This window comes from Nitrospira sp. (assembly GCA_029194535.1).
Lineage (GTDB): Bacteria > Nitrospirota > Nitrospiria > Nitrospirales > Nitrospiraceae > Nitrospira_C.
This window is the reverse complement of the sequence record JARFXR010000001.1, coordinates 1317126-1343182: the sequence shown is the minus strand read 5'-3', so window position 1 is coordinate 1343182 and position 26057 is coordinate 1317126. Positions and strand designations below refer to the sequence as shown.

At 60.5% G+C, this 26057-nt stretch carries 24 protein-coding genes; 12 read left to right on the top strand and 12 right to left on the bottom strand.

What is annotated here, in order from left to right; genetic code table 11:
- Window positions 1-6 precede the first annotated feature (6 nt).
- The 7 genes from metG (at window position 7) to P0111_06090 (ending at window position 9648) form a co-directional block, all read left to right on the top strand.
- Window positions 7-2028, top strand: a complete 2022-nt coding sequence (gene metG, locus P0111_06120; GenBank protein MDF0643587.1) for a methionine--tRNA ligase — start codon at window positions 7-9, stop codon at window positions 2026-2028.
- Entirely contained in the window at window positions 2025-2882 is an 858-nt protein-coding gene (locus P0111_06115; protein MDF0643586.1) for a hypothetical protein, read from the top strand. Before metG ends, P0111_06115 begins: the two co-directional genes overlap by 4 nt.
- 126 nt (window positions 2883-3008) lie before the next feature.
- Window positions 3009-3752: a glycosyltransferase family 2 protein gene (locus P0111_06110; protein ID MDF0643585.1), complete on the top strand. Its 744-nt coding sequence runs from the start codon at window positions 3009-3011 to the stop codon at window positions 3750-3752.
- A 15-nt stretch (window positions 3753-3767) separates the two neighbouring features.
- The gene (locus P0111_06105) at window positions 3768-5297 is read left to right on the top strand and encodes a radical SAM protein (GenBank protein MDF0643584.1); all 1530 of its coding nucleotides are present in this window, start codon (window positions 3768-3770) and stop codon (window positions 5295-5297) included.
- 371 nt (window positions 5298-5668) lie between these two features.
- Window positions 5669-7639, top strand: coding sequence for a hypothetical protein (locus P0111_06100; protein MDF0643583.1), 1971 nt, complete (start codon window positions 5669-5671; stop codon window positions 7637-7639).
- An 89-nt stretch (window positions 7640-7728) separates the two neighbouring features.
- Window positions 7729-8673, top strand: a complete 945-nt coding sequence (locus P0111_06095) for a cation diffusion facilitator family transporter (protein MDF0643582.1) — start codon at window positions 7729-7731, stop codon at window positions 8671-8673.
- Between the two features lie 9 nt (window positions 8674-8682).
- A complete protein-coding gene (locus P0111_06090; protein MDF0643581.1) occupies window positions 8683-9648 on the top strand; it encodes a GTP-binding protein in 966 nt (321 codons plus the stop codon).
- 1 nt (window position 9649) lies between these two features.
- Here P0111_06090 and P0111_06085 read toward each other — a convergent pair whose 3' ends face one another.
- From P0111_06085 to P0111_06070, 4 genes are all read right to left on the bottom strand, one after another.
- The gene (locus P0111_06085; protein ID MDF0643580.1) at window positions 9650-10225 is read right to left on the bottom strand and encodes a phosphatase PAP2 family protein; all 576 of its coding nucleotides are present in this window, start codon (window positions 10223-10225) and stop codon (window positions 9650-9652) included.
- Between the two features lie 63 nt (window positions 10226-10288).
- Entirely contained in the window at window positions 10289-10717 is a 429-nt protein-coding gene (locus P0111_06080) for an energy transducer TonB (protein ID MDF0643579.1), read from the bottom strand.
- Window positions 10718-10867: 150 nt separating this feature from the next.
- Window positions 10868-13291, bottom strand: coding sequence for a TonB-dependent receptor (locus P0111_06075; protein MDF0643578.1), 2424 nt, complete (start codon window positions 13289-13291; stop codon window positions 10868-10870).
- 92 nt (window positions 13292-13383) lie between these two features.
- Window positions 13384-13716, bottom strand: a complete 333-nt coding sequence (locus P0111_06070; protein MDF0643577.1) for a hypothetical protein — start codon at window positions 13714-13716, stop codon at window positions 13384-13386.
- 170 nt (window positions 13717-13886) lie between these two features.
- Between P0111_06070 and P0111_06065 the strand changes: the two genes are divergently transcribed.
- Window positions 13887-14945: a 3-deoxy-7-phosphoheptulonate synthase gene (locus P0111_06065; protein ID MDF0643576.1), complete on the top strand. Its 1059-nt coding sequence runs from the start codon at window positions 13887-13889 to the stop codon at window positions 14943-14945.
- A 44-nt stretch (window positions 14946-14989) separates the two neighbouring features.
- Window positions 14990-15769, top strand: a complete 780-nt coding sequence (locus P0111_06060) for a TatD family hydrolase (GenBank protein MDF0643575.1) — start codon at window positions 14990-14992, stop codon at window positions 15767-15769.
- Here P0111_06060 and P0111_06055 read toward each other — a convergent pair.
- Window positions 15756-16283, bottom strand: coding sequence for an NYN domain-containing protein (locus P0111_06055; protein MDF0643574.1), 528 nt, complete (start codon window positions 16281-16283; stop codon window positions 15756-15758). The two genes, P0111_06060 and P0111_06055, sit on opposite strands and share 14 nt — an antisense overlap.
- A 126-nt stretch (window positions 16284-16409) precedes the next feature.
- On the opposite strand from P0111_06055, the gene P0111_06050 reads away from it, so the two are divergent.
- The 3 genes from P0111_06050 to P0111_06040 all read left to right on the top strand — a co-directional run bounded on the left by P0111_06050 (window position 16410) and on the right by P0111_06040 (window position 19157).
- Window positions 16410-17687: an N-acetylmuramoyl-L-alanine amidase gene (locus P0111_06050; protein MDF0643573.1), complete on the top strand. Its 1278-nt coding sequence runs from the start codon at window positions 16410-16412 to the stop codon at window positions 17685-17687.
- A 27-nt stretch (window positions 17688-17714) separates the two neighbouring features.
- Window positions 17715-18455, top strand: a complete 741-nt coding sequence (gene truA / locus P0111_06045) for a tRNA pseudouridine(38-40) synthase TruA (protein MDF0643572.1) — start codon at window positions 17715-17717, stop codon at window positions 18453-18455.
- A gap of 387 nt (window positions 18456-18842) precedes the next feature.
- On the top strand, window positions 18843-19157 hold the full coding sequence (locus tag P0111_06040; protein MDF0643571.1) for a PsiF family protein: 315 nt from the start codon (window positions 18843-18845) through the stop codon (window positions 19155-19157).
- 90 nt (window positions 19158-19247) lie between these two features.
- Here P0111_06040 and cysE read toward each other — a convergent pair whose 3' ends face one another.
- From cysE to fbp, 7 genes are all read right to left on the bottom strand, one after another.
- Entirely contained in the window at window positions 19248-19901 is a 654-nt protein-coding gene (gene cysE, locus P0111_06035) for a serine O-acetyltransferase (GenBank protein MDF0643570.1), read from the bottom strand.
- Between the two features lie 19 nt (window positions 19902-19920).
- Window positions 19921-20412, bottom strand: coding sequence for a 2-C-methyl-D-erythritol 2,4-cyclodiphosphate synthase (ispF, locus tag P0111_06030; protein ID MDF0643569.1), 492 nt, complete (start codon window positions 20410-20412; stop codon window positions 19921-19923).
- Window positions 20413-20421: 9 nt separating this feature from the next.
- Window positions 20422-21132: a 2-C-methyl-D-erythritol 4-phosphate cytidylyltransferase gene (gene ispD / locus P0111_06025; GenBank protein MDF0643568.1), complete on the bottom strand. Its 711-nt coding sequence runs from the start codon at window positions 21130-21132 to the stop codon at window positions 20422-20424.
- Complete coding sequence (locus P0111_06020; GenBank protein MDF0643567.1) at window positions 21125-22150, bottom strand: TRAM domain-containing protein; 1026 nt, start codon at window positions 22148-22150, stop codon at window positions 21125-21127. Before P0111_06020 ends, ispD begins: the two co-directional genes overlap by 8 nt.
- A gap of 104 nt (window positions 22151-22254) precedes the next feature.
- On the bottom strand, window positions 22255-23778 hold the full coding sequence (locus tag P0111_06015) for a DegQ family serine endoprotease (protein ID MDF0643566.1): 1524 nt from the start codon (window positions 23776-23778) through the stop codon (window positions 22255-22257).
- A gap of 137 nt (window positions 23779-23915) precedes the next feature.
- Window positions 23916-24839 carry a class I fructose-bisphosphate aldolase gene (locus P0111_06010; protein MDF0643565.1) on the bottom strand — a complete coding sequence of 308 codons (924 nt, stop codon included), beginning with the start codon at window positions 24837-24839 and terminating at the stop codon, window positions 23916-23918.
- A gap of 146 nt (window positions 24840-24985) precedes the next feature.
- The gene (gene fbp, locus P0111_06005; protein MDF0643564.1) at window positions 24986-25987 is read right to left on the bottom strand and encodes a class 1 fructose-bisphosphatase; all 1002 of its coding nucleotides are present in this window, start codon (window positions 25985-25987) and stop codon (window positions 24986-24988) included.
- Between the last annotated feature and the right edge of the window lie 70 nt (window positions 25988-26057).

The window sequence follows — 26057 nt, the reverse complement described above, 5'->3', positions numbered from 1 at the left end:
CTGCCCATGAGCGCCAAAAGCACCTTTTACATCACCACCCCGATCTACTACGTCAACGACGTGCCCCATATCGGACACGCCTATACGACCATCGCGGCCGACGTGCTGGCTCGCTACCGAAGAATGAAGGGACGCGATGTCTTTTTCCTCACCGGTCTGGACGAGCACGGTCAGAAAGTTCAGCAGGCCGCCGTCAAGGCCGGCATCGACCCGCAGCACCATTGCGACACCCTCGCGCCGCAGTTCCGGACGCTCTGGACCCGCCTCAACATCTCCAACGACGCCTTCATCAGAACGACCGATGTTCCGCATAAATCAATCGTTCAACGATACCTTCAACAGTTATTCGACAAAGATCTAATTTATAAAGGTTCGTACACTGGATGGTACTGTACGTTCGACGAGCGATTTTGGACCGAAAAAGATGTCCACGACGGCCTCTGTCCCGACTGCAAACGTCCCGTCGAGCAGATCAGCGAGCACAACTATTTCTTCAGGATGGGGCGATATCAGGATCGACTGATCGACTACATCAAGACCCACGATCGTTTCGTGCGCCCGGAGCCGCGCCGCAATGAAGTCTTGGGCTTCCTTCAAACGCAGAAGCTCGGGGACCTCTCGATCTCGCGACCGAAGTCCCGGCTGTCGTGGGGCATCGAGCTGCCGTTCGACGCACAGTACGTCACCTACGTGTGGTTCGACGCACTGGTGAATTACCTCTCCGCCCTCGAGTATAAATTGCCGTCGCCGTCCGTCGGACGATACTGGCCCGCCGCCATACACCTGGTGGGCAAGGACATTCTCACCACCCATGCCGTCTATTGGTCCACGATGCTGATGGCGTTGAATCTGCCGTTGCCGGAAACCATCTTTGCACACGGATGGTGGACGGTCGACGGAGAGAAGATGTCCAAGAGCCGCGGCAACGTCGTGGACCCCAACAGCATGGTGGAGGCCTACGGCGCCGACCCTTTCCGATATTTCCTGCTCAGAGAGGTTCCCTTCGGCCAGGACGGAGATTTTTCAGAACAGGGGATGGCGAGGCGAATCAACAGCGACCTGGCGAATGGAATCGGTAACCTCTTGAGCCGGACATTGACGATGATTGAACGGAGCTGCGCCGGTAGGATCCCGGATGTTCCCCACGACTACCTCGACGGCGAGGATGCGCAGAACAGATACCCGCTCCTCGTTCATGCACGGGAATCCCTGCTGACGTTGGGAGACCGGCTGGACACATTGTTCGATGGTTTTGAGTTCAACACTATTCTCCTCCTCATCGCGAGCCGAGTCTCCGATGCAGACACGTTTATCGATAAACACGAACCCTGGAAGCTTGCGAAAGACCCGAGCAAACAGACCGAGCTGCACGCCGTCCTGTACAGCGCTGCCGAGTGCTTGCGTATGTTGAGCCTCTATCTCTACCCGGTCATGCCGGACACCGCGGAGAAGATCGCAGAGCAGTTGGGCCTGAGCGTTGATTTCAGCCGGCCGTTGTTGCGCAACACAGTCCAGTGGGGCGGGCTCCATGCCGGAACGAAGATCCGCAAGGGGTCTCCCCTCTTCCCACGCGTTGACCCAAAACCACAAGGAGGCAGCCCCGTGAGCGACTTTGCAACACCGTCTCAACCGACCGCCGCCCCTTCAGCTGCGGCGTCCACTCCAACTGCCGTGCCGGCGCCGGTGCCAGCGCCACCCGCCTCGGCTCAGATCACCATTGACGAGTTCACGAAAATCCAGCTCAAGACCGCCAAGGTTCTCGCGGCGGAGCGGGTCCCCAAATCCGAGAAGCTGCTGAAGCTTCGCGTCTCGCTGGGGACGGAAGAGCGCCAGATTGTGGCGGGCATCGGCAAGAAATATGAGCCGGAATCCCTGGTAGGCAAGACCATCGTCATCGTCGCCAATCTGAAGCCGGCGAAGCTCATGGGGATTGAATCGCAAGGGATGGTGCTCGCCGCAGGCGACAGCGACGTGCGGGGGCTCGTCACCATCCTGGAAGAGGTCGATCCAGGAACCAAAGTCAAATGACCAGATCGACGGGCACGATAGTCCTCCTGCTGGCCGCCCTAGCGATTCCTCGGCCAGGTTGGTCGCTCCCCGCGGAGGATGAGCCTCCCCCCGACCCGCATCTCAATGAACCGAAAGCCACCACGATCGTCGTGCGCGTGGTCGCCCATGGCGCGATGGTCCTTGGTCGCGAAGTAGGCGGAGCCAAGGTCACGATCACCGACGCGACCACGAAGCACATTCTGGCCACCGGCATCCAGCAAGGCGAGGCCGGTGATCAGAATCAGATCATGCGGACGCCGCGAACGATGCAGGAACCGATCTACAGCTCTCGACCCTCCGCAGCGTTCACGACGACTCTAGAATTGAGTCGCCCCACCCTCGTGGAGATTTCGGCGGAGGGGCCGCTCGCCTATCCCGCCTCGATGCAACGGACAAGCGAGACGGTCCTTCTTATCCCAGGACAGGATCTCACGAACGACGGCATCGTGCTGCACCTGTACGGCTATCTCGTCCAGATCGAACGTCCGAAGCCGGGCGACTCGCTCATCGCCAAGGAAGACGTGAAGCTTCGAGCATCGGTCCGCACTCTGTCCGGCACCTTGGTCCGACCACACGGGGACTGGGATTCGCGCCGGATCAACATTTATGGAGAAGTGCTGATCGGCACGCGCATCGTGGAACGCCTCCAGATGTTTTACTCCGGAGAAAGCAGCAGTTTTGAGGCTCCATTCTTTGTTCCGACGGTGAAAGACGCGCCGGACGGCATCACGCTGCGCGTGATCGCCACCGATCTCTCCACAGGAAATTCCGGCATGGGAACCACGACCTACCCGGTCCTGCCCGAACGATTGAAACCGGCACCCCGACCTTAAATGCGCGCTCCTCCTACGCGTCCCCTCTCCGCATCCGAATCAACTCCTCGCTGACAAATAGCTGATTTGTTTGACATCCCCAGCCGGCCACGAGATGCTCACGAAGCGTCGCCGGCAGAAATCGTCATGAAACTATCGATCATCATTCCGGCATTCAATGAAGCGGACACTATCGAAGCGGTGGTCCGGCGCATCCTCGCCGTCGATCTCGGAACCGTTTCCAAGGAGATCATCGTCGTCGACGACGCGTCTCACGACGGCACGCCCCGAATCCTCAATTGTCTGACGGGGATCCGGGTCATCCGCCATTCAGTCAATTCAGGCAAGGGAGCAGCGCTGTCAACCGGTATCAGAGCCGCCACCGGCGACATCGTGGTCTTCCAGGATGCTGATCTCGAATATGCCCCCGAGGACTACCCGGCCGTCATTCAACCAATCCTGAACGGCTCATGCGATGCCGTAATGGGGTCCCGCTTTCTTCGAGAGCGGCCGGTGTTTTGGGGCAGAGGCAAGTCACCATATCTGAACCACTATATCGGAAACCTGCTGATCCAGTGCATGACGAACGTTCTATACGGAAAACGATTCACGGACTACGAAGGCTGCTACAAGGCGTTTCTCCGATCGCATCTGCTCGATACTCCGATCCAAGCCACCGGATTCGAGTTCGACAATGAACTGATCTGCAAGCTGCTGAGGAAGCGCCTGCGCATCCGCGAGGTCCCGATTCGATACAACCCGCGGACATACTCGCAGGGAAAGAAGATCACCTGGCGCCATGGCGTCATCATCCTGTGGACTATTGTCAAATGGCGATTCCAGTCCTTTGAGGACGCCAAACTCGAGGCCTATCGGAATGCCGCGACATAGCCCCGGGACGTCATCATGATCGACCACGTTTGCCTCATCATCCCGCCCTCGCTGTTTCTGTTGGACGAACGCGTCTTCATGAGTCTCGGGATCTTGAAGGTCGCGGCCGTGCTCGAGCAGGAAGGCGTTACCGTGGAGTTGCTGGACCTGTCTGGCGTCGCCAATTACGAGGAGGCGCTCGCTGCCCATCTCGAATTCAGCCGCGCGCCCTGTTTCGGCCTCACTGCGACGACCCCGCAGATGCCGGCGGCGTCCAGAATCCAGCACATGATCCGCCGGCTGCGTCCGACCGCGCGGATTATCCTGGGAGGACCGCACGCCACCCTCGTCTGCGCGGCGGCAAAGCATGAACGAAAGCGGAGCGTCCTTGGACGCGCGTCACGAGCGGTCAAACAATTGACGGGCATGTTCGATATCCTCGTGATCGGAGACGGCGAACTCGCCGCGCTGGAAGCTCTTCAGCAGACTCCTGCCCGGATCATCGACGGGGATGACCCGAAGTCGCAGCGGTTTCTGACCAACGCCGCCCTTGAGCGCTTGCCGTTTCCGGCTCGTCACCTGATCGACGTCTCGTCCTACCGGTTTCACATCGACGGCTCACGAGCCCTCTCGATGATCGCCCAGCTGGGGTGCCCGTTCGGCTGCGGGTTCTGCGGAGGTCGGATGAGTCCTTCGCTGCGCCGGATCCGCACACGGTCGCCGGAACACATCGTGAACGAGATGGTGCACCTCCACCACACGTATGGGGTAACCGGATTCATGCTGTACGACGATGAGCTCAATGTGAATCCCAAGATGGTTTCGCTCATGAGCTTGATCGCCAATACGCAGCACCGGTTGGGAGTCGAGTTTCGCCTGCGCGGATTCATCAAGGCCGAATTGTTCACGGACGAACAGGCAGGTGCGATGTACGAGGCGGGCTTCCGATGGATTCTCGTAGGCTTCGAATCAGGCCACCCCAGGATCCTAAACAACATCCAGAAGCAGGCGACGCGCGAAGAAAACGCCCGCTGCCTGGACATGGCCCGGCGGCATCGCTTGAAGGTCAAGGCCTTGATGTCGATCGGGCACCCAGGCGAATCAGAGGAATCGGTCCAGGCGACACGCGACTGGCTCATCGAAACCGGTCCCGATGACTTTGACGCTACCGTGATTACGACCTATCCGGGTACGCCTTACTTCGATGAAGCGGACGAAACGTCTCCCGGCATCTGGACGTACACGTGCCGAGGCTCTCAGGATCGACTCCACAGCGTCGAGGTGGATTACCGTCACGTCGCTGATTACTATAAAGGAGCGCCGGGACACTACACGGCCTTCGTCTACACCGATCACCTGAGCAGCGAGCGGCTTGTCGAGCTGCGCGACCGACTGGAAACCGACGTTCGTACGACACTCCGCCTTCCGTTCAACACCGCCGATCCCGGCCTTCGCTATGAGCATTCCATGGGCCAGGGCACGCTTCCCCCATTCATCTTGCGAACATCGAGTCCGTCGGCGAGGCGAACAGGAACCCGCGCGTTCAGAATTCTGCCTTCCGGGTAGCAGATCGATTTCACGGGAGACGACCCGCCGCGGATCCGGCATCGGATCGGCCGCCCAGCGCCACTCTCGCATCGGTTCACGCCCGCCGAGTTTGCACGCCCCACGACGGAAGTACACCCCTGCGGCCAGATCGCATGGCATCGGCAACATCTGCTTCCGAAAACGACATAGGATCCCCGATTTGATTGACATTCCTTCTGTTTCACGGGAACCTCACCTCAGACGCCGTACAGTCATCATGTCATTCCCTGTCACGGTCCTGGGTCGTTTCGACTTCGATGCTGCGGCAGATCGCTCCTCGCCGAACGCCTCACAGAACAAGAGTCTGAACCGTGCAACGCACCGGCACAGAGACAGAGACGAGTACTCCAGTGCAGGCCGGATCTCCGGCTGTCTCCGTCTTCCTCCTCGCCACCATGATCGTTGTGGTCGGAACGGCGTTGATCGACGCGGTGCGTCTTCCATTGGTGATGATTCCCGCCTCCTTTCTGCTGGCTGCGTACGGAGCCGGTCAATTCGCCGTACAGATCGCAGGATCTCATGTGCCTCCTATTCCACGGCATTTACCGATGGTAGGGCTGACGCGGCGACTCGCAATCGGCGTGTCTCTCATCGGAATAGCGGCGACACTCTTGGGGCTCAGCGGCGTATACCCCTGGACGGGCATACTGGTGATGATCGCCTGCGGCTGGGGCTGCTATTCGCTGATTCAAACCGGTAAATGGCGCACGCTCCGCATCGACACGGGCATCCTCGTCGGCGGGATAGGAATCGGTCTCGTCTGGACCGTCGCTTGGCTATGGGGAACCGTTCCTCCAGCGTTCTACGATGAACTGGCCTACCATCTGCCGATTCCTCAATCCGCACTCCGAACGGGGAACCTGCCCGCCTCTCCCTGGTCATGGTTTACCTTGATGCCCCACCTCTCTGATCTCTTGCTTGGATGGGGACTGGCCGTGGGAGGAGAGTTGGGAGCGCGGGCTCTGCATCTCGCATTGTGGTTCGGAATCTGGATCGCGGCCTGGGGCCTCGTAGAGGCGATACACCCCTTGAGTCAACGGAAGCTAGGGTTGCTCCTGGCTGGCACGTTCTCGTCTTCGGCAACGGTGTTCTTTCTTGGCACGCTGCCCTTTGCCGAATGCTCTCTGACATTCGGCGTGCTTGCTTCGTTGGCGCTGATCCTAGCGCCCTCTCTGCGGGCCGATTGGATTGCGGTCGGACTGCTCTGGGGATTTGTCATGTCGGTGAAACTTTCCGGACCATCCTGGATCCTCGCCTCAGGGCTTGCCGCACTCATGGTCGGCTGGCCGTTGCGATCCGTCGTTGCCGCCGCCGCGCTCGGAATCGGCTGCGCCGCCCCATGGTGGATCCGCTCGTGGGCGCTGACCGGCAACCCGCTGTACCCGCTCGGATACAAATGGATTGGCAGCCGGTACTGGACCGACACGAGCGAAAAGTTATTGCAGCAGGATCTTCCTCATTTCGCGGACGCGTCTGAGCTTGGGGCATGGCTTCGCCTGCCGTACGACCTGGTCGCTTACCCCGAGCGGTTCGGATCCGCATCCGATGTCGGGCTCATCGCCGTTCTGGGGTTATGTCTCATGTTGACTCTGCCCATGTGGACGATGCTGCTACGGAGCGAAGGGCGCGTGCAGCGGATCGCCCGGGCCGTCAGCGTCTTTGTCATCGTTTCAGGAGCCTGTTGGATTCTGACTTCAACAACGGTTCGCTTCTTTGCTCCGACGTTCATGCTCGGACTCACGTTGATCTCGGCCTTCACCCTGAGATGTCGCCCACCTGTCCAGGCCGCCGCCATGCTCGCGTTCACGACGCTCGGCATCATGGGAACGGACCGCTTCATCACACAACATTCCGATGTCTTTTCATCGGACCAGATTGTCCTTGGTCGAGAATCCCGCTCGGAATACCTGTCGAGAACCGTGGATCATTTCGAGTCGGCACAATATGTCCGCGCACACGTTCCCTCCGATGCACGCCTGCTGTTCATCGGAGAATCTCGGCCGTTCTATTTCGAGCGGTCCACCCTGGCCCCATATCCCTTTCACGAGCATCCGCTGGCCGTCTGGTTGAAGGACGCAACCTCGGCCGATCAAGTTGTGGATCACTTACGAGCGGAAGGAATTACGCATGTCGTGCTCAACACGAGGGAGTTCAAACGTCTTCACGATGCCTATCACGTCCTGGCCTTTGATGGCACGGACGGCCCCCTTCTTGATCAACGACTCAAGCGCCTGCCCGGTTCGATGACCTTGTTGTTCGCCAAGAACAATGTGTTCGTATTCGAAGTTCCCTCCCTGCGCCAACCTTCCAAGCCGTCTTGATGTTGCGCACCCCTCTCTGTGTTGAGACGGGCACCCCAGCACTTGCCGCAGCACTTGCCGCGAATGCGTGCGCGTGCGACACTATGCACGTGAGCACACCGACCGCCTATCACCATCTTCGTGCCCGCCTGCACCTCGCTCTGGGATTGAATGCTGTCATCATCGTCGGCGAATTCGCCGGAGGGTGGCTGTTGAACAGCATGGGACTCATGAGCGACGCAGGCCACAATCTCGTCGACCAGGGGTCGTTGTTTCTCGCTTTGTACGCCCATCTCCTGACCTCGAGGCCCGCCACGGAATCTCGAACCTTCGGCTATCATCGCGCCGGGATGATCGCCGCCTTTCTGAACTCGTTCATTCTCTTGGTGACCGCCTGCGGTATCCTGCTCATCGGCCTCAAACGGCTGTTCGAACCGGTCGTCGTCGACGGCGCTTGGATGATGGGCATCGCTGCCGTGAGTTTCGCCGCCAATTTGGGCATCGCCCTGCTCCTTCAACAGGGCGCCAAGGACGACCTCAACATCCGCAGTGCCTTCTGGCACATGCTGGCCGACGCCTGGGTGTCCTTCGGCGTGATCGTGAGCGGCGGAGCCATCCTGCTCACGGGCTGGACCGTGCTCGACCCTCTCATGAGCATCTTCGTCGTGGCCGCCATCGTTCACGGGGCCTGGCCGATCTTCAAAGAATCGTTGGAGGTGCTGTTGGAATCGACTCCGCCCGGCATCAACGCCTCGAGCGTCGCCGCGACAATCGAATCGATCCAGGGCGTGGTCAACGTCCACGATCTCCACATTTGGGCCATCGAACCTCGGCTGATCATGCTCACCTGTCACATTCTGATCGAGGGAGAAGATACCGCCGACACCACATCGTTGCTGAAGACGATCCGTGACCGGATCACCGGAGACTTCGGGATCAAACACATGACGATCCAGTTGGAGACCAGCTGCGCTCATCCGAATGCGATGCACTGCAATCTCAACACATTGGCGGGACACCACCCGAGCGTCGCATCCGTCCACGTCATCCACTGACCCGATGCCATGATGCCTTCGCCGGTGCCGTTCTATCTGTTGTGCGGATCTCTGGGGGCGGGCAAGACCACGCTCCTGATGCGCCTCCTCGAACATTGGAAGTCAACCGGCAAACGAGCGGGCGTCCTCATGAACGAGGCCGGCGAGATCAGCATCGACGGGCCGCGCGCCGGCACCATCGCCGAACAGGTGATGAATCTAGCCGGCGGATGCGTCTGCTGCGATACGAAGGAAGATCTCTCCTGGGGCATCGCGCAGCTGGTTCACGATCATGAATCGGACTTGATCGTGTTGGAATGCTCGGGCTTGGCGGATCCGGTCGAAGTCGTGGACGCCGTCACCGACCTCTATACGTCCCGGCTCGCATCGCTCGAACGAGTCATCGCGCTGCTCCATCCCGTCGCAGAGGATCACAGCCACTCCAGTCGGTTCGTGACGTCCCAGGCGATTCGATGCGCGGATGAGCTGATTCTGAACAAGCGGGACCTGTACATCCCGGGGCATTGGGAACAGTTCAAAGAGTCGATCGTCCGAGACAATCCGTTCGCTCGGCTCTGGGAAACCACGCAGGCCCGAATTGATCCGGGAACGCTCCTGGCTCCTCGTACCGCGCTCAAACCGACCCCGACCAATGTCCGCTTCGGTAAGGAGCGGCCTCTCGGCATACAGACTCGTGAGTCCTACCATCCCATGGCCACCACCGTTCGGCTCTCCGGTGCTCTACACCGCGAACGGCTGCTGGAATGGGTAGAGACGCTGCCCAAGGCATTGGAGAGGGCAAAGGGATTCTTCCGCTTTTCCGGCGAGCCGGACCTGCAGGAATTACAGTATGCGCCGCCGGGATCCGCCACCATCACGCCGGTCATGTTGCTGGATGAACCGAATCACGCCGTCGTGATGATCGGGCGCAACTACGAGGTGGATCGCTGCGTGGCCGGTCTCCTGGCTTGCATCGAACTGCCGACCAAAAACTGACTCACCGTTTCGCGGCGACACCGGTAGAAGAGGGGGAGGAAAGCGCACGACGCCGAAATCTCGGCCATTGGAGGAGCGCCCAGGCCGTCGCCGCCCCGAACAGACCGCCCAGCAGCCAGCCCGCCAGCACGTCCGTCACATAATGAGCGCCGATGAAGACTCGCGCCAAGCCGATCATGGCCACGAGCGGCCAGCTGACCCAGGCCGACCGAGGGTACAACACGTGAAGGAAGGCAGCGGCGGCGGCCGTGTTGATCGCATGGTTGGAGGGAAAGCCGAACGCCTTTCCGCAGGCCTGGATCTGATGAATATCCGGCAGCGCGACGCACGGTCGCGGCCGGGCCACCAACCCCTTAATACGGGCACCGAGAAAATCGGCGATGCCGATCACGGCGCCCAACAGAGGGGCGGCGATGATCATTTCCTGCCGAGACAGCCACAGCCAGTAGCCTCCCAGCATGATGGCGGGAACCCAGAGAAGATCGGGAGAGGACAGCGTGAGCGCCAGCCAGTCCAAGATACCCGATCGTCCGGCGAGGCCGTTGACGGTCCGGAACAGGGATTCATCCCAACTCACGCGGGCATCTTAACACGAGGCAGGACAATCAGCGATATTGGGAACGCTCTGGTTTCAACCTCCTCACCGGCTGCGGAAGTGAATGCGGACCGTCAGTTCACCGTCAACGGGATCATCTCCCTTCATCTGCGGCTCGAAGGTCCACTTATTGAGCGCCGCAATGCCGGCCTGGGTCAACTCCCGATGTTTGGCAGGCTCCAGCACGATGACCGTCGACTTGGCGTCCTTGGAGACCAACACCCGGGCTTTCATCCAATCGTCGATGACGGTGCCTTCGAGCGCGGGAGGAATTCGGGGCCAAGGCGTGGACTTCGGCACCGGTCCGAGTTGCTGGTCCTTGTTGAGCGGAACGCCATGGACATGGACTTCCGGGAGTTCCACGACGTCTTCCTCGTGATCGCTTTGATGCGTGGCATCATCACCAGCCACCGCGAACGCGGCGGCCGGCGCGAGCCAGATCGATAGCAACACAAGACATTTGAAAATCCACATAGGATTCAAGAATTCTAAAGTGTAATAATGCTCAAAACGGCTCTCCAGCAAGGCCGCAAGGCCCGAGGACCCCGACGCGTACTCTGCCTCGTACGTGGAGGGGTTTGAGGGCCAGGACACAAAGCTGGCAGTCGTATTCAGCATCATTCATCAAAAAAACCACTGGGCGCGAAAGAAGAACGACCGGGGCATGCCCGCGTGCGCGATTCCGAGGCCGATGCTGCCTTCTCCCGAGTTGTAGAAATATTGCTCGTTGAACAGATTGATCAGATCGAAGCCCAGCAATATCTTTTGGTTCTCCCAGGGCAAGGGAACCACGTGGGTGATCGATGCATTATAGACGGTGTACGACGGCTCATGCGAGGAATTCGTCTTCGCGCCCACTTCGGACGTCCTCAGGCCGTAGCCGTACAACATCTGTCCCGAGATCGTCGTCCGTTCCCACAGCCTATAGCTCAGCACGGCGTTGCTGGTCACGAACTGGGAGTGGTCGCAGAAGACGCCGCCTGCCGAGTTGATGTCGTCGATCTCCGCCTGATCGAGCAGAAACTGCCCCGACTGCAATCCATAGCCTTTACACTGCCCATAGGAGACGTTCCCGCGCCCCGTCAGGTTCTCCCCGACCTGCACTTTCAAGGCCCCGTCGATCCCGGCCTGCCATCCCTGCTCGAACGCGAAAAAGTTCATTAAGGGGGTTGAGCCGAATTGTCCTGCGTCCGACAGATATCGGGAGAGCTTGTAGTACCCCGCCACCTCCAGCGTGGCATAGTCGTTGAGGGCGTGATAACTCCCCACTTCAAAATAGTGCGCGCGCTCCGATCGGGGGCGAAACCCCGTCGGATCGTCCGGTGCCGCCGTGGTGTTTTGCGTGTTGAGATTCACAAATGCGACCTGTTCAATGTTCGGCGGCGTGAAGAGCCGCCCGTAGTAGGCGTGAAACACGTTCGATGGATTGTGTTTGTACGTGACGCCGATACGCGGGCTGGCCTGGCCTTCGTTATAGAATCCCTGAATCGCATCACCTCGCAGGCCCAAGTTCAGCGTCCAGTGCTCATTCGGACTCCACTGATCCTGGAGCCAGAACTCCTGCCTCGTTTGAATGTTGGTGTTAGAGGCTTCTCGGGAGACGACCGGCCCGACCGGCGCGCCGCCGCTCGTCTCGAAGGCGAACAGCTGCGACGAATTGTCCGCCCGGCTGTAGTCGATCTGGATCCCACCTTTCACCAGATGCTGGCTATTGGGAACCCACGTATGATCCAAGCGCAGGCCGCCAGAATAGGCCGTGCGCTTCTGGCTGGCCGTCTGTGCCGTATCGACGTCGTCCGCATAGGCCAGTGCGTTCAACGCATCGGTCTGGAAGTCCGCCACACCGCGTCGGAAATAAAATCCCAGCCCGAAGAAATTGCTCGCGTTCACGTCATGCCGCCATACCAACTGACTGTATTGATTATTCTCCTTCTGAAACTGATTGACGGACTGCGACGCCGCCGGGACAAATCCGGCCGGCAGCAGCGCCAGCACGTCGCCGTTGGCCTCGAGACCCGGTATCGTCGGAATCTGGTATTTCGCCACGGAGCCGAGGAAAATCCAGCTGAAGTTATTCCGATTATCGTGCTGATAATCCCCGCGGAGATAGGTGTTATTCTTTTCGCTCTGATTGTGGTAGCTCGGCCGCCCCAATGTCGGAGGCTCGATGCCCCGGTTGGTCGTAAGATAGCTGTTGAGGACATAAAACCTGGCTTTCTCGCCGATAGTCCCTCCGTATTCGAATGATGGGTTCACTGTTTCGTTGGAGCCGCCGAATACTTGAACGGATCCGAATCCCGGTTTGGTTCCGCTCTTGCTGGTGATGTCGAGAATGAGGGCGGTCTTGTTCCCATATTGCGCTTCCATGCCGCCCAGGATGATGTCCGATCGTTCCCACGCACGCGGGGGTACGATATCCGCGAACGCCCCCGTGACCGTGTCGGGGATGGGAATGCCGTCGATGCGGAACTGCTGGTTCGCATGGTCCTGACGGATGTGCGTTTGCTTCAACGCTCCATAGGCGACGCCGGGAATCGTCATCAGCACGTCGTGAACCTCGTTGTTGTTGCCGCGAGGCAGCAGCTCCACCTCTTTCCGGCTCAATTGGTAGGTGGTACTGGACGCCTTGGACTGGATGGCCGGCAACGGAGACACGATCTCTAGCGCGATTTCCTGCGTCATCGACAGGGTAAGCGTCACCGAAGCGGGTTGCTCGGTTCCGACCTTCACCACCACATACTCGCTCTTGTACGTATCCTGCACTGCGCTGATCGAAAAGAAGCCGTCCTCAGCCACCGTCAGGGAAAACTCGCCGGCCTGATTCGTGACGCCCTGCGTCACGACGTTCCCTTCTTGATCGCGAACCTGCACGATCGCCTGATCCACCCGACGCAAATCCTGATTTTGGACCGCCCCGGTGATGACCCGCATGGGCGGCGTCTCCTCCGCATGTAGAGACGCCGTGGAAAAGGATCCTGCGACGACGCTCGATAGAGAGACCGCCAGACAGACGTGCAGACAGGTATGAACGGGTGCAAGGCGACGCATCGCCACTTCCTCCGACGCCGATGAATGCAATCGAATCGGGAGCAGCGGCCGGCCCGACGAGCCGAACCAGCGTCCCCCGCGATGACCGGCAATCAGACGTGAGGAGGCGCCCGAGAAGGACCGACGGAGGAAAACTCAACGGAGAGAAGAGCCGACTGAGCCGGGACCTCGCAATGGCCGACGAGTTCCCAAACGGTGAAAACCGGCTCGCTGAAATCGAGTGAACCCGAGGTATGGTGTTGCACCCATTGGCAGAGGTCGGCATCCGAATGCTCATGCCCATCGTCGTCCGCCGCTGCCAGCTCGTGGTGAACATCCTGAGCGACGGCAAACGGGGCCATCGTGAGCAGCAACAGCACAAGCCAAACCGATAGCCCACTGTGCAGCAGTCCGTTTCGTGGCTCTTGCGAGGAAATAAGGCCCATGGAGGGCGCAGTCTGTAGCACAATGATCGGAAGTCTGTCAAATTAGAGTGGCTTGTTGAGTATTACGGCTAAGACTTCAATCACTTATGGACTGACCAGTGGACATTTCCTCAACATTTCGTTATGCTGCACCACCCTACTAACCTTTTGGCCGAACCTGCCACCACGCCATGAACCGACCGCTCGATAACCAGCACGTCATAGAAATCAAGGCGTTGCCTTCCCCTCGCGCCATCAAGACCAAGCTGCCCATCAGCGATCAGGCGGCAGCCCTCGTGGTCGAAACCAGAGAGGCGATCCGCCGAATCCTTCATGGCACCGATCGTGACCGTCTTGTCGTGATCGTCGGTCCTTGCTCGATCCATGATCCGGATGCCGCCTATGAGTATGCCGACCGGCTTAACGTGACGGCGGATGCCTTGCGCGACCGGCTGCTCATCGTCATGCGCACCTACTTCGAAAAGCCCAGGACCACCGTCGGATGGAAAGGGCTCATCAACGATCCCCATCTGGACGGCACGTGCGACATCGCCACCGGGATGGAATTGGCCCGAACGATCCTGCTTGAGATCAACCGACGAGGTCTCCCCTGCGCGACGGAGCTGCTTGATCCGATCAGCCCGCAATACATCGCCGATCTCATCAGCTGGACCGCCGTCGGTGCGAGGACGACGGAGAGCCAGACCCATCGGGAAATGGCCAGCGGAGTCTCCATGCCGGTCGGCTTCAAGAACGGCACGGAGGGCAGTCTGCAGGTGGCGGTCAACGCGATGATCTCGGCCCGGACGCCCCATCACTTCGTCGGGATCAACGCCGACGGGCAGACCTCCATCATCAAGACCTTGGGCAACCCCGACCGGCATATCGTGCTTCGGGGAGGCGGCGGGAAAACGAACTATGACGCCGAGCATGTGGGAAAGGCCGAGGCTGCGGTGGCCGGCGAAGGCATCGCACGCCCCATCATGATCGATTGCTCGCACGACAACTCCAGCAAGGACCATCGGCGACAAGCATTGGTCGCCCGTGAGGTGGTCCGCCAGTTTCAGGACGGCCGCTCCTCCATCATGGGTCTGATGCTTGAGAGCAATCTGTTCCCTGGCAAGCAGACCTGGCAAGAGGGGAAAGCGCTGACCCACGGAGTCTCCATTACCGACGCCTGTCTCGGGTGGGAAGAGACCGAACAGTTGCTTGCGGAACTGGCCGACGCGATTGTGGCCAGACCTGCCTAGGCAATACCGGCCCCACCCCCACCAGCCCCGCCGGAACCGGATCCATGCTCATCGATACTCATGTGCACCTCGACGATCCCCGATTCGATGCGGATCGCGACGCGACGATGGTCCGCGCTCGCGAAGCCGGTGTCGGGACCTCCATCACCATCGGCTGCGATCTGGCGACCAGCCGGGCGGCGGTCGGTTTGGCTGGACGATATGAGTCGGTCTACGCGTCGATCGGCGTGCATCCCCACGAGGTCAAACATATCGACGATGGCTGGTACGATGAATTCCGCCGACTGGCCGTCGACCCGAAGGTGGTCGCCTACGGCGAAATCGGGCTCGACTACCACTACAACCATTCATCGCCCCGGCAGCAGCGCGATCGATTTCGTGAACAAGTTCGACTTGCACGAGAACTGCGCCTGCCCGTGATCATTCATACGAGAGAAGCGCAAGAAGACACCGTTCAGATCTTGCGGGAGGAACAGGCCTCGGAGATCGGGGGAGTTTTCCACTGCTTTTCCGGAGATGCGTGGCTGGCCAAGGACGCGCTGGATCTTGGATTTTACCTGTCGTTTTCCGGAATCCTGACCTTCAGCAACGCATCCATGTTGCGGGACATCGCAAGACAGACGCCGCTCGATCGCCTCTTGATCGAAACGGACTGTCCGTACCTGACTCCCGTGCCGCACCGAGGGAAGCGAAACGAACCGGCCTACGTCTCGCTGGTCGCCAAACAACTGGCGACATTGCATGCAGAACAGGCGAGTCTGACCCTCGACGACATCGAGCGGATCACCAGTGAAAACGCCAAGCGGCTGTTCAAAATCGCCTGAGCTGCCGTCCTCGACGGCGTGCCGACTTCGGAAGTTTTCTGGGGTTGCCCCGCTTCTCCGGACCACGTCGCACAGGATACGTTTCTCCCGGGTCCAATTCCTTGTGTGCCACCCCCGTGACCGCAGCGGATAACAGCTTTTCGGCAAATTCCCGAGCCTCCATCACGAATGCTCCCTGGGCTCGCGCATAGTCGGTGACTTCGCGGTCGGAGCTGACGACCGCGCAATCCGACTCGAACTCCTTCGCGAGCCGTTGAATCACCTGGTCGGCCCGCTCTCCCCGCTTCGAATAGATGATCTGGATTCCCAAACGATGCTCGCGCCCCTCAAAGAGCTGCCCCGAGTGCCAACCGTCGAACACCACCGTCACCGCATGCCCTTTTCGGCGCCGATAGGCCGACAGATCCCTCACCAAGTTGTCGCGACCCGATGACGAACGCGGGCCGTCGCAGCGAGCCTGCCCGCCCATCACGGCGAGCAGATTGTACCCGTCGATGATAAGGTGTACCGGCATGGGCAAACCCTACGCGCGAGGTCGCGGGCTGTCAACCGCGGCGACCACGCGCGTTCTGCCCGTACCCTTGACAAGTCGTTGAACTTCTGAGACATAGATGACATTCTCATTGTGTTGAGCTTCGTCATGCCGTTGGCTCTCTGGCGCGCTCTCGTCATCGCCGTCACGATCAGTTTGACCGGTCCGGGCTGCTACGACACACCCGGTTCCCCCACAGCCCTGGCTGAAACCCATCGTTCCCTCCAGGATCAACCAAGCACCTCCAAACGCAGCCGTAACTCGCGCATCAGCATGACGCCGACCACGATCGGCATCACGACCATTCAAAACCTCCGCACGGCCGTCTCTTCCGATGTGACCCGGTTGGTTCTGGACCTCGACCACGTCACCCGCACCCCCGCCAGACCGGCGCCGCAGGCGGAAGGCGTCGTCATTGAAATCCCGCGCGCCACGCTGGGCAAGTCCGCTCAAGCCAAACTCGCTCGAGGCCTGCTGGCCAAGCCCTTTGTCATTGCGCAAACCTCCGACAAGGCCGTTTCGATCGCACTGCCCGCCGGCACGTTTCAGTCCTACAAACTGCTGTCCCTCTCGAATCCTCCTCGGTTGGTCGTCGACGTCGTACCCTCAAAGCAGGCCGGAGGCTTGCCCGCTCCCGATGCCGTGGAAGAAACGCCTCCGCCGTTCTCCCCGCCTGTTCAGCCAGTCCCGCCGCGAGCCAAGCCCTTCACGACGGTGGTGATTGATCCTGGACACGGCGGCCGAGACCCGGGCGCGCACGGCCAACGCGGGACGGAGGAAAAGGACATCACGCTCAAAGTGGCGCTCAAACTGCGTGATCTGCTCGCAAAGGAGCCGGGGCTGCGCGTCGTCATGACGCGGGACCGTGATATCTTCGTGGAATTGGAAGACCGGGCGAAGTTCGCCAACGGCCATGAAGCGGATCTCTTCGTGTCGATCCACGTTAATTCCCATCCCCAGCGCTCCGTGCGCGGCATCGAAATCTATCACTTCGGTGAAGCCAAGGATCAGCGGGCGCTCGAGGTGGCGGCCCGGGAAAACGGCACGCCGCTGAGCAGCACGGGAGTCGGATGGGAATACCTGGTGGCGGATCTCCTGACGACCAGGAAGATCGAAGCGTCATTGGAACTGGCCTGGACCGCCAAGGAAGCGATGATTACACATCTCAACGGCCACTATTCACTGGTCGATCATGGCGTCAAGACGGCGCCCTTTTACGTCCTGCGCTTCACGAGCATGCCGAGCATCCTGGCGGAGATCGCCTACATCTCCAATTCGGCGGAGGAAGAGCTGCTTCGTAACCATACGTTCACCACCCGCGTCGCCGAATCGCTGCATGAAGGTGTGCGGGCATACCTGGCGGCTTCCAAGCAGCCGCTTCGATGACCGGCGGCCCGCTGCGCCACTGATCCCATGGCCACCGTCAAACTGATCGTCGAGTACGACGGCACCGCCTATGCCGGCTGGCAGCGGCAGCCGGACCATCCGACCATTCAAGAAGCCCTCGAAACCGCCGTGCACCTTCTGACACAGACCGAGGTTTCGATCGTCGGAGCCGGGCGCACCGACGCCGGCGTCCATGCATTGGGACAGGTCGCCAGTTTCCGCATCGACAGAGACTGGACCTCGCGAGAGTGGCTCAAGGGTATGAACGCGAGGTTGCCCAAGGACATCGCGGTCCGGTCGGCTGAGATCATGCCGGACGGTTTCCACGCGCGTTACGCGGCCAGCGGTAAATTGTACGAATACCGCATTCTCAACCGTCCGACTCGTTCGGCCGTCGACCGGCATCACGTCTGGCATATCCACAAGCCTCTGGACGTCGAGGCGATGCAACGAGCCGCCTCCTTGCTGACCGGTTCACATGACTTCACGTCGTTCGAAGGGTCGCTGACCGACAATGAGGATCCCCTGTGCCGGCTTCAACGATTGTCGATCTACCGCGAGGGCGATTACCTGCATATTCAAGCTTACGCCGACCGCTTCCTCAAACACATGGTTCGCGCTATCGTGGGGACGCTGGTGGAAGTGGGCCATCTGCAACGCAGTGCCGAGGAAATACCCGCAATGCTTGCGGCGAAAGACCGCACGAAGGCCGGACGAACCGCCCCGGCTCACGGCCTGTTTCTGCTGCACGTCGATTACCACCAATAAATCTGCGCCTGTTCTGCAGACAGTCTCCAGAAGCTTTGCTATAGTGGCGCCGCCTAACCCGCATTATTCACGATGACTTCTTCTGCAACCGCCGATAGGCCGCCGCGACAAGCTCGGACAGCCGACGGTATCTCTCCGGCGGCGCAAGGAACAACGGCTTCGCCGCATGAGCCGCCGGACCACACGAAGTGCGGTATGCTCCGCGCGCCCGTCTCGCGTAGCGTCTTGGCGGTTTCGTTACGAACTCTCGTGAATAATGCGGGCTGATGATGTGTCCGCATCGTCTCTGAACGGCGACCGCGCCTTCCGACGGCGCCTCGTAGTCGCAGACAGGAACGAGGCGGACGCCATCCGCGCCGTTCACCTACTCACAAAGGAGTGCCGCCGATGAAGATCACCGGTTTGATCGTGCTGTCGTGTTTCGTGGCCGCCTTGGGACTCGCCCAGACCGGCGGAGCCGCGCCTCCGGAGCAGAACAAGATGAAAGCCTGCAACGCAGCGGCCGACGAAAAGGGATTATCGGGCGAAGGCAAGGGAGAGGCCAGGCAAGCGTTTATGAAGACATGCCTGTCGGGTAAGTCCGGCAAGGGGGGAAAAACGGCTCAGCAGGAAAAGATGAAGACGTGCAACAAAGAGGCGGGACAGAAGAAGCTTGCGGGAGAGGAGCGGAAACAGTTTATGAGCAGCTGTCTCTCAAGTTGAGGCGAGGAACGGGGCGCGGGTTTTCTCGCGCCCCGCTGACCTGTTTGGCTTGTAGCACGAAACCGTGAACGATGTGCGCGAAGCGGTGGGTTATGATCGCGAAGGAGGGTTATCGCGATTTTCGAGCTTCTTGCGTAGCTGGATTAGTTCCTGCTCAAGAGCCAGGAACCGATCGCTGATCGGATCGGGCAGGTTGGTCTGGTCCATCGTCGCGTCCGGCAACCGGTCTCCCTGGGTCTTGATCACGCGCGCCGGCACCCCCACGACCGTCGAATTCGGGGACACGCTCTTGAGGACGACGGAATTGGCGCCGATCTTCACGTTGTCTCCGATCGTAATCCCGCCGAGAATCTTGGCGCCGGCTCCCACCAAAACGTGATTGCCCAAGGTCGGATGACGTTTGCCGCGCTCTTTCCCGGTGCCGCCAAGCGTCACTCCCTGGAACAAGGTCACATGGTCGCCGATCTCCGCCGTCTCACCGATGACCACTCCCATACCGTGATCGATGAAGAAGCCGGTTCCGATCCTGGCTGACGGATGGATCTCGATACCGGTGGCCCAGCGAGCGACTTGAGAAATCAACCGGGGAATGAAGGGCACATTGTAGACCTTCAGCCAATGCGCGAGGCGATAGGCCACCAGAGCATGAAAACCGGCGTACGTGACGATGACCTCCATGCGGCTGGTGGCCGCCGGGTCTCGATCGAAGACCGCCTGCAGGTCCTGTCGGATGGCCTTGAACATGACGCTCAGTGTACGCCGGTCACGCGGGCTCAATCAAACAAACGGCGTGCGCCGTCATGCCCTCTTCTCTCCCGACCGCGTCGAGCCCTTCTCCGCTTTTCACCTTCACGTTGACCAGATCCGGATCAATCCCGGAGACCTCGGCCAACCTCTTCTGCATGGCCGACAAATGAGGCCCCAGGCGGGGCGCCTGCGCGACGATCACCGTGTCGATGTTGCCGATTCGATACCCCTTGCTCTTGAGCTTGGAGATGACGTCCTCCAGCAACTTGAGACTGGAAATACCCTTGTACTTCGGATCGGAACTCGGAAAGTGCCGCCCCAGATCTCCTTCTCCCATCGCACCCAGCAAGGCATCACAGACAGCGTGTACGAGCACGTCGGAATCCGAATGCCCCAACAGGCCTTTGTCGTGAGGAATCTCCACGCCCCCCAGGATGAGCTTGCGTCCGACCCCCAGCGGATGCACGTCGTAACCGTATCCCACTCGCCATCCTGATCGCTTCGACATACCGCTCCTTTACATAGTGGATGAACGCCGAGACGAGAGGATCGCCTCGCCGATGAACAAGTCTTCGGGTCTCGTCACCTTGATGTTTTCTCCGTGGCCCTCCACGACCGACACCGGCCGGCCGAACCATTCGATGAGGTAGGCGTCGTCGGTCGCTTGGACCCCTTCGAGCTGCGCCTTACGATGGGCTTCAGCGAGCCATTCCCGTCTGAACGCTTGAGGGGTTTGCGCCAACCAGAGAGGGGTCCGGTCCACGGTCCGCTCAATGACCCGGTCCGGTCCCACTTGCTTCACCGTGTCCCGCATGGGGAGTGCGACGATGGCGGCACCGCCGGCTCGTGCCGCCGTCACCACCTCATCGATCATCCGAATCGTGACGAACGGACGGACGGCATCATGGACGACCACGATTTCGGTATCGGGGCCCACCCGGTTCAGAGCCAGACGAACCGAGTCTTGGCGCTCTTTGCCACCGGCCACGACCTCGGCGACCTTCGTGAAGCCGTGCGCGCGAACGATATCCGATCGGCAGTAGTTGACGTCGGCTTCCGGCACGGCGAGCACGATGGCGTCGATCGCGGCGGCGGACTGGAAGGCGCGCAGGGAGTGAACGACCAGAGGAAATCCGCCTAGAGCCAGAAACTGTTTGGGCACCGGCCCGCCCATCCGGAGCCCACGGCCCGCGGCGGGAATCAGGGCAACGACGCGGCGACTATCCACGAGCGACCTGCAACTCCTCTCGTTCCGTCTCCTCTCTGAGCCTGGTGAAGATCATGCGGCCGGCCGTGGTCTGGAGCACGCTGGTGACGACGACGTCGACGTTCTTGCCGATGTACCGACGAGCATTGTCCACGACGATCATCGTGCCGTCGTCGAGATAGGCGACCCCTTGTCCCGCCTCCTTGCCTTCCTTCAACACAAAGACGCGGATGGTCTCCCCCGGCAGCACGACCGGGCGCAGCGCATTGCAGAGTTCGTTGATGTTGAGAACTCGAACCCCTTGCAGCTCGGCGACCTTGTTGAGGTTCAGGTCGTTGGTGATGATCTTGGCGTTCATCTTCTTGGCCAACACGACCAGCTTGGCGTCGACTTCCTTGACCTGTGGAAAGTCCTCGTCGATGATGCGCACGTCCACTTCGGGCATCTTCTGCACCTTGTTCAGGATGTCCAATCCACGCCGGCCCCTGGCCCGTTTGAGGGAGTCGGACGAGTCGGCGATATGCTGCAGCTCGTCCAGGATGAAGTGCGGCACCAGAAACGTGCCTTCGAGAAATCCGGTTTCGCAGAGATCGGCCACGCGCCCATCGATGATCACGCTGGTGTCGAGCACCTTGGGGCACACCGTGTTTCCGGACAGCTCGAAAAACTTCTGCTCGGGGCTCGGCAGCTTCTCTTTGCCGAACCGGGCGCCGATGACCAGCCCCAAATAGGGCAGCCCCAACAGAAAGACCAAGCCGCCGATGTGGAAGAGAAAGGTCTGGACGTCGAAAATCTCGCCGCCCACCCACTCCACCAACCCGGTCAACAACAACCCGACCGCCAGCCCGGCCGTCCCGCCGATGATGATGCCGAATGACAGGTTCCGCAGCGCATATTCCCCCGCGACGATCAGGCCTCCGGTGACGGTCCCGATCACGAACCCATACAGCCAATATGATGCATCAGCCCCATCAGCCTTTATGAACAGGGCCATCCCGGCCAACGCGCTGAGAAGGACAAATATGGCTCTTGGTACCATACCCTCACCTCCCCCCTTGCAGGCCGTTGAAGAAGTCCGCTGCGACCCGGTCGGACGGCCTTGTTGAACAGCCGGCTTTCATGCTCCTTCGAACGAACACTCCGCTACGGCTTGAGCGTGAGATAGATCGCCTGCCCCTTCCGCTTGAGCAGCAGCAACACCGATTGATCCTTGGCCAAACCGGACGCCGCACGCTCGTAGGACTTGATGGAGTTCACCGCCTTGCGATTGACTTCCAGGATGATGTCCCCTTCCCGCACGCCGGCTTGCTCCGCCGAGGAGTCCGGTTTCACACGGATCACCACGAGCCCCCGCTCTGAGGCCTTGAGGCCGTACCGCCCGGCCAGGTCTTCATTCAACTCCCGGACATCTATATCCGAGAGTACCCCGGACGGGGAAGAGGATTCTCCGCCGTCATCGGCCCCCGACTGGCTCATCGATTTCGGCTGTTCGACGATCGTCAGCTCGAGCAGCTTGGGCTTCTTGTCGCGGATCAACTTGACGGTGACTTTCCGCCCGATGGGGGTCTGGGCCACGGCATTCCTTAGATGTGTCGGAGAATCCATCGGCTTGCCGTCGTATTCCACAATGACGTCGGCGCGCTCGAATCCTGCTTTCTTCGCCGGACTGTCCTCCATAACGTCGCTGACCAACACGCCTTTCGTGTCGCCGATGCCGAACTGTGAAGCCAGTTCCGGCGTGAGTTCTTGGATCGCGACGCCCAGCCACCCTCGGACGACCTTCCCACTCCTCAGCAGTTGATCCATGATCGATCGAGACAGATTGCTGGGCACGGCGAACCCGATGCCCATGTTGCCGCCGCTCTGGCTGAAGATCGCCGTGTTGATGCCCACAAGCTCGCCCCGCACGTTGACCAACGCCCCGCCTGAGTTCCCGGGATTGATCGCGGCATCTGTTTGAATGAAATCTTCGTATTCGGCGATGCCCATGCTGGCCCGTCCCACCGCGCTCACGATGCCCATGGTCACGCTTTGCGTCAGTCCGAACGGGCTTCCGACCGCCAACACGAATTCGCCCACTTCAAGCTGGTCTGAATCGGCGAAAGAGACTGCGGGCAATCCGGTCGCTTCAATCTTGACCACTGCGATGTCCGTCTTGGCGTCGGTCCCGATCAGCTTGGCTTTGAACTCGCGCTTGTCCGAGAGGAACACCCGAATCTCGTCGGCCTTACTGACCACATGATTGTTCGTAATGATGACGCCGTTCGGATCCACGATGACCCCCGACCCCTGACCCCGCTCCTTACGGTCCCGCGGGGGTGTCTCCCGCTTGAAAAACTCATCGCCGAAGAACCGGCGGAAAAAGGGATCATCGAACGGCGAGCCGTGAGGTCCCTCACCGGACTTTCCGTTTCGGGTGGCCGCAATGTTGACGACCGCCGGCTTCACCATTTTGGCGATCTCGACGAAGTTCTTGGCACCGGCGCCCGGCATGACCGGTTGTGGCGCCGTGGCGATGGGACGGACGATCGGATCAGGCGCGGGTACCGGGTCCGGTCCCGCGCTTCCGCTCGGAAGCCATCCCAAATCGGACGCGACCCCGACGCCGATGACGACGCCGACCACCACCAACACGAACGACACCACCCAAGACCGACTCAATTTCATCCGTGATCCTCGGCGAAATGCGGTGACCTTTGGATTGCCGTCACGACCTCGCTCCCGAACGAGACTTCAGCTGCCGCGACCCGCGTCCGTCCCTCGGCCCGGAGCACCGCGCCGCGGTCGGTTCACTCGATCGGTTGCTATCGGATTTCGCCGGCGTAGATACCCATGATCGTGTGCAGAAACTTGACTGCGTCCGCCTTCGGCCGCTGGAACGAGTTCCGCCCGATGATGGAACCGAACCCGCCGCCTTCACGGATGGCGCGGGCCTCCTCGAAGACGTTCTGATCCTCGGCCTTCGCCCCGCCGGAGAAAATCACGATTCGGCGCCCGTCGAACGAGCTCTGGATGACGTGCTTCACCCGCTCCGCCAGCGTCTTGATGGGAATCTGCGTCGACTCATACACCTTCTTGGCCGCGGCCTGTTCGAGATGGGCGCTGGGGAGTTTCACCTTGATGACATGCGCGCCCAACTGCGCCGCGATCTGCGCCGCATAGGCCACCACGTCGATCGCCGTCTCGCCTTCCTTGCTGAGGGCGGAGCCGCGGGGATACGACCACACCACCAACGCAAGCCCGTTGTCCTTCGCTTCCTCCCCGATGGCGCGCAATTGCTCGTACATGGCGTTGCAGTGGGCCGATCCTGGATAGATCGTGAAGCCGACGGCCGCGCATCCCAGCCGAAGCGCATCACGGACGCTGCCGGTGACGGAAGGAAGCGGATCCTTGTCGTCGTGCAACACGTCGTGATTGTTCAGTTTCAAGATCAGCGGGATCTGGCCGGCGAAATGGCTCGCTCCCGCTTCCAAGAACCCCAACGGGGCCGCGTAGGCATTGCACCCGGCGTCGATGGCCAATTGGAAATGATACAGCGGATCGTACCCCGCCGCATTCGGCGCAAAGCTTCTGGCTGGGCCGTGCTCGAATCCCTGATCCACGGGAAGAATGACGAGCTTGCCTGTGCCCCCGAGCTTTCCGCTCCGCAGGAGGCGCGCGATGTTGGTCTTGGTCCCTGCGTTGTCGCTGCCGTACCAACTTAAAATCTCTTGAATCCTGTCAGCCATGTGTCCCTCCCAATCGAGCTGTTGAAACAGCCCTTCAACTCATTTCTCGTTTCGCAACGCCTCGGCCTAAGACCGCAGAATTCACGCCACGCTCTCGGCAGGTCGCGGGGGGCACGGACTCCCGCTCCAGGACCGCATGAGGCCCCTTACGACTTGGCAAAAAAGGCTTCCGCCTCCCGCACGTCGTCCCGGCTCCCGATCAGAAGCGGAACCCGCTGATGCAACCGCTCCGGTTCGACGTCGAGAATCCGCTTTGTTCCCGTGCTCGCCAGTCCGCCTGCCTGCTCGACGATCAGCGCCAGAGGGTTCGCCTCATAGAGCAGCCGGAGTTTCCCTTCCGGCTTCTTGGCCTCCGCCGGATACAGATAGATGCCTCCGTTGAGTAGAATACGATGCACGTCGGCGACCAGGCAGCCTGAATAGCGCCCGGTATAGGGCCGCCCGGTCGCCTTATCGTCCGTCTTCAACTGATCGAAATACCGCTTCGTCCCGTCGGGCCACTTCCGATAATTTCCCTCATTCACCGCGTAGATCTTGCCGCGAGTCGGGATCGTCATGTGCTCGTGCGACAGCAGATACTCGCCGAGTCCCGGATCGAGCGTAAACCCGTGCACGCCTTTTCCCGTGGCCACGACGAAGATCGTGCTGGGGCCGAAGAGGAGATAGCCGGCCGCCAGCTGATCCGTACCCTTCCGCAACAGGTCCCGCTCTCCCGGCGCCCGGTCGGCCGGCTGGTGGGTGACGATCGAAAATATGGACCCGAGCGGCATGTTGACATCGGTATTCGAGGAGCCGTCGAGGGGATCGAACAGGACCATATACGGCGCCTGCGGCCCCGGCTTCGAAACGATCACCGGCTTTTCCATTTCCTCCGAGGCGAGGGCGCACACGACGTCGCTCCGCTGGAAGACCTGCACGCAGGTTTCGTTGGCGATTTGATCCAGTTTCTTGACCGCTTCGCCCTGCACGTTCGTATCCCCGCTCGTGCCGAGCACATTGAGGAGACCGGCCAGGCGAAGGTCGCGGGACAGGAGCTTGCCCACCAATCCCACGTGCGACAGGAGGGTCGTGAAGAGGGCGCCCCCTCCCGGGACGTCCATGTGGCTTCGATTGAAGTACTGCTCAAGCGTCAGCGAATGAAGTGCCATGAATGAGCGGCGTCTGAAGGGCCCGCGAACCCTGTCCGAATGGGATGATCGCAGGCAATTATAGCCTGTC

Coding starts and splice junctions, on each gene's coding strand:
- fbp (MDF0643564.1), bottom strand. CDS start 25,987: ATGGCACTTCATTCGCTGACGCTTGAGCAGTACTTCAATCGAAGCCAC.
- P0111_06020 (MDF0643567.1), bottom strand. CDS start 22,150: ATGGTACCAAGAGCCATATTTGTCCTTCTCAGCGCGTTGGCCGGGATG.
- ispF (MDF0643569.1), bottom strand. CDS start 20,412: ATGTCGAAGCGATCAGGATGGCGAGTGGGATACGGTTACGACGTGCAT.
- P0111_06065 (MDF0643576.1), top strand. CDS start 13,887: ATGAACCGACCGCTCGATAACCAGCACGTCATAGAAATCAAGGCGTTG.
- P0111_06090 (MDF0643581.1), top strand. CDS start 8,683: ATGATGCCTTCGCCGGTGCCGTTCTATCTGTTGTGCGGATCTCTGGGG.
- P0111_06105 (MDF0643584.1), top strand. CDS start 3,768: ATGATCGACCACGTTTGCCTCATCATCCCGCCCTCGCTGTTTCTGTTG.
- P0111_06055 (MDF0643574.1), bottom strand. CDS start 16,283: ATGCCGGTACACCTTATCATCGACGGGTACAATCTGCTCGCCGTGATG.
- P0111_06060 (MDF0643575.1), top strand. CDS start 14,990: ATGCTCATCGATACTCATGTGCACCTCGACGATCCCCGATTCGATGCG.
- P0111_06075 (MDF0643578.1), bottom strand. CDS start 13,291: ATGCGTCGCCTTGCACCCGTTCATACCTGTCTGCACGTCTGTCTGGCG.
- P0111_06050 (MDF0643573.1), top strand. CDS start 16,410: ATGCCGTTGGCTCTCTGGCGCGCTCTCGTCATCGCCGTCACGATCAGT.
- P0111_06080 (MDF0643579.1), bottom strand. CDS start 10,717: ATGTGGATTTTCAAATGTCTTGTGTTGCTATCGATCTGGCTCGCGCCG.
- P0111_06040 (MDF0643571.1), top strand. CDS start 18,843: ATGAAGATCACCGGTTTGATCGTGCTGTCGTGTTTCGTGGCCGCCTTG.
- P0111_06010 (MDF0643565.1), bottom strand. CDS start 24,839: ATGGCTGACAGGATTCAAGAGATTTTAAGTTGGTACGGCAGCGACAAC.
- P0111_06070 (MDF0643577.1), bottom strand. CDS start 13,716: ATGGGCCTTATTTCCTCGCAAGAGCCACGAAACGGACTGCTGCACAGT.
- cysE (MDF0643570.1), bottom strand. CDS start 19,901: ATGTTCAAGGCCATCCGACAGGACCTGCAGGCGGTCTTCGATCGAGAC.
- metG (MDF0643587.1), top strand. CDS start 7: ATGAGCGCCAAAAGCACCTTTTACATCACCACCCCGATCTACTACGTC.
- P0111_06015 (MDF0643566.1), bottom strand. CDS start 23,778: ATGAAATTGAGTCGGTCTTGGGTGGTGTCGTTCGTGTTGGTGGTGGTC.
- P0111_06110 (MDF0643585.1), top strand. CDS start 3,009: ATGAAACTATCGATCATCATTCCGGCATTCAATGAAGCGGACACTATC.
- truA (MDF0643572.1), top strand. CDS start 17,715: ATGGCCACCGTCAAACTGATCGTCGAGTACGACGGCACCGCCTATGCC.
- P0111_06115 (MDF0643586.1), top strand. CDS start 2,025: ATGACCAGATCGACGGGCACGATAGTCCTCCTGCTGGCCGCCCTAGCG.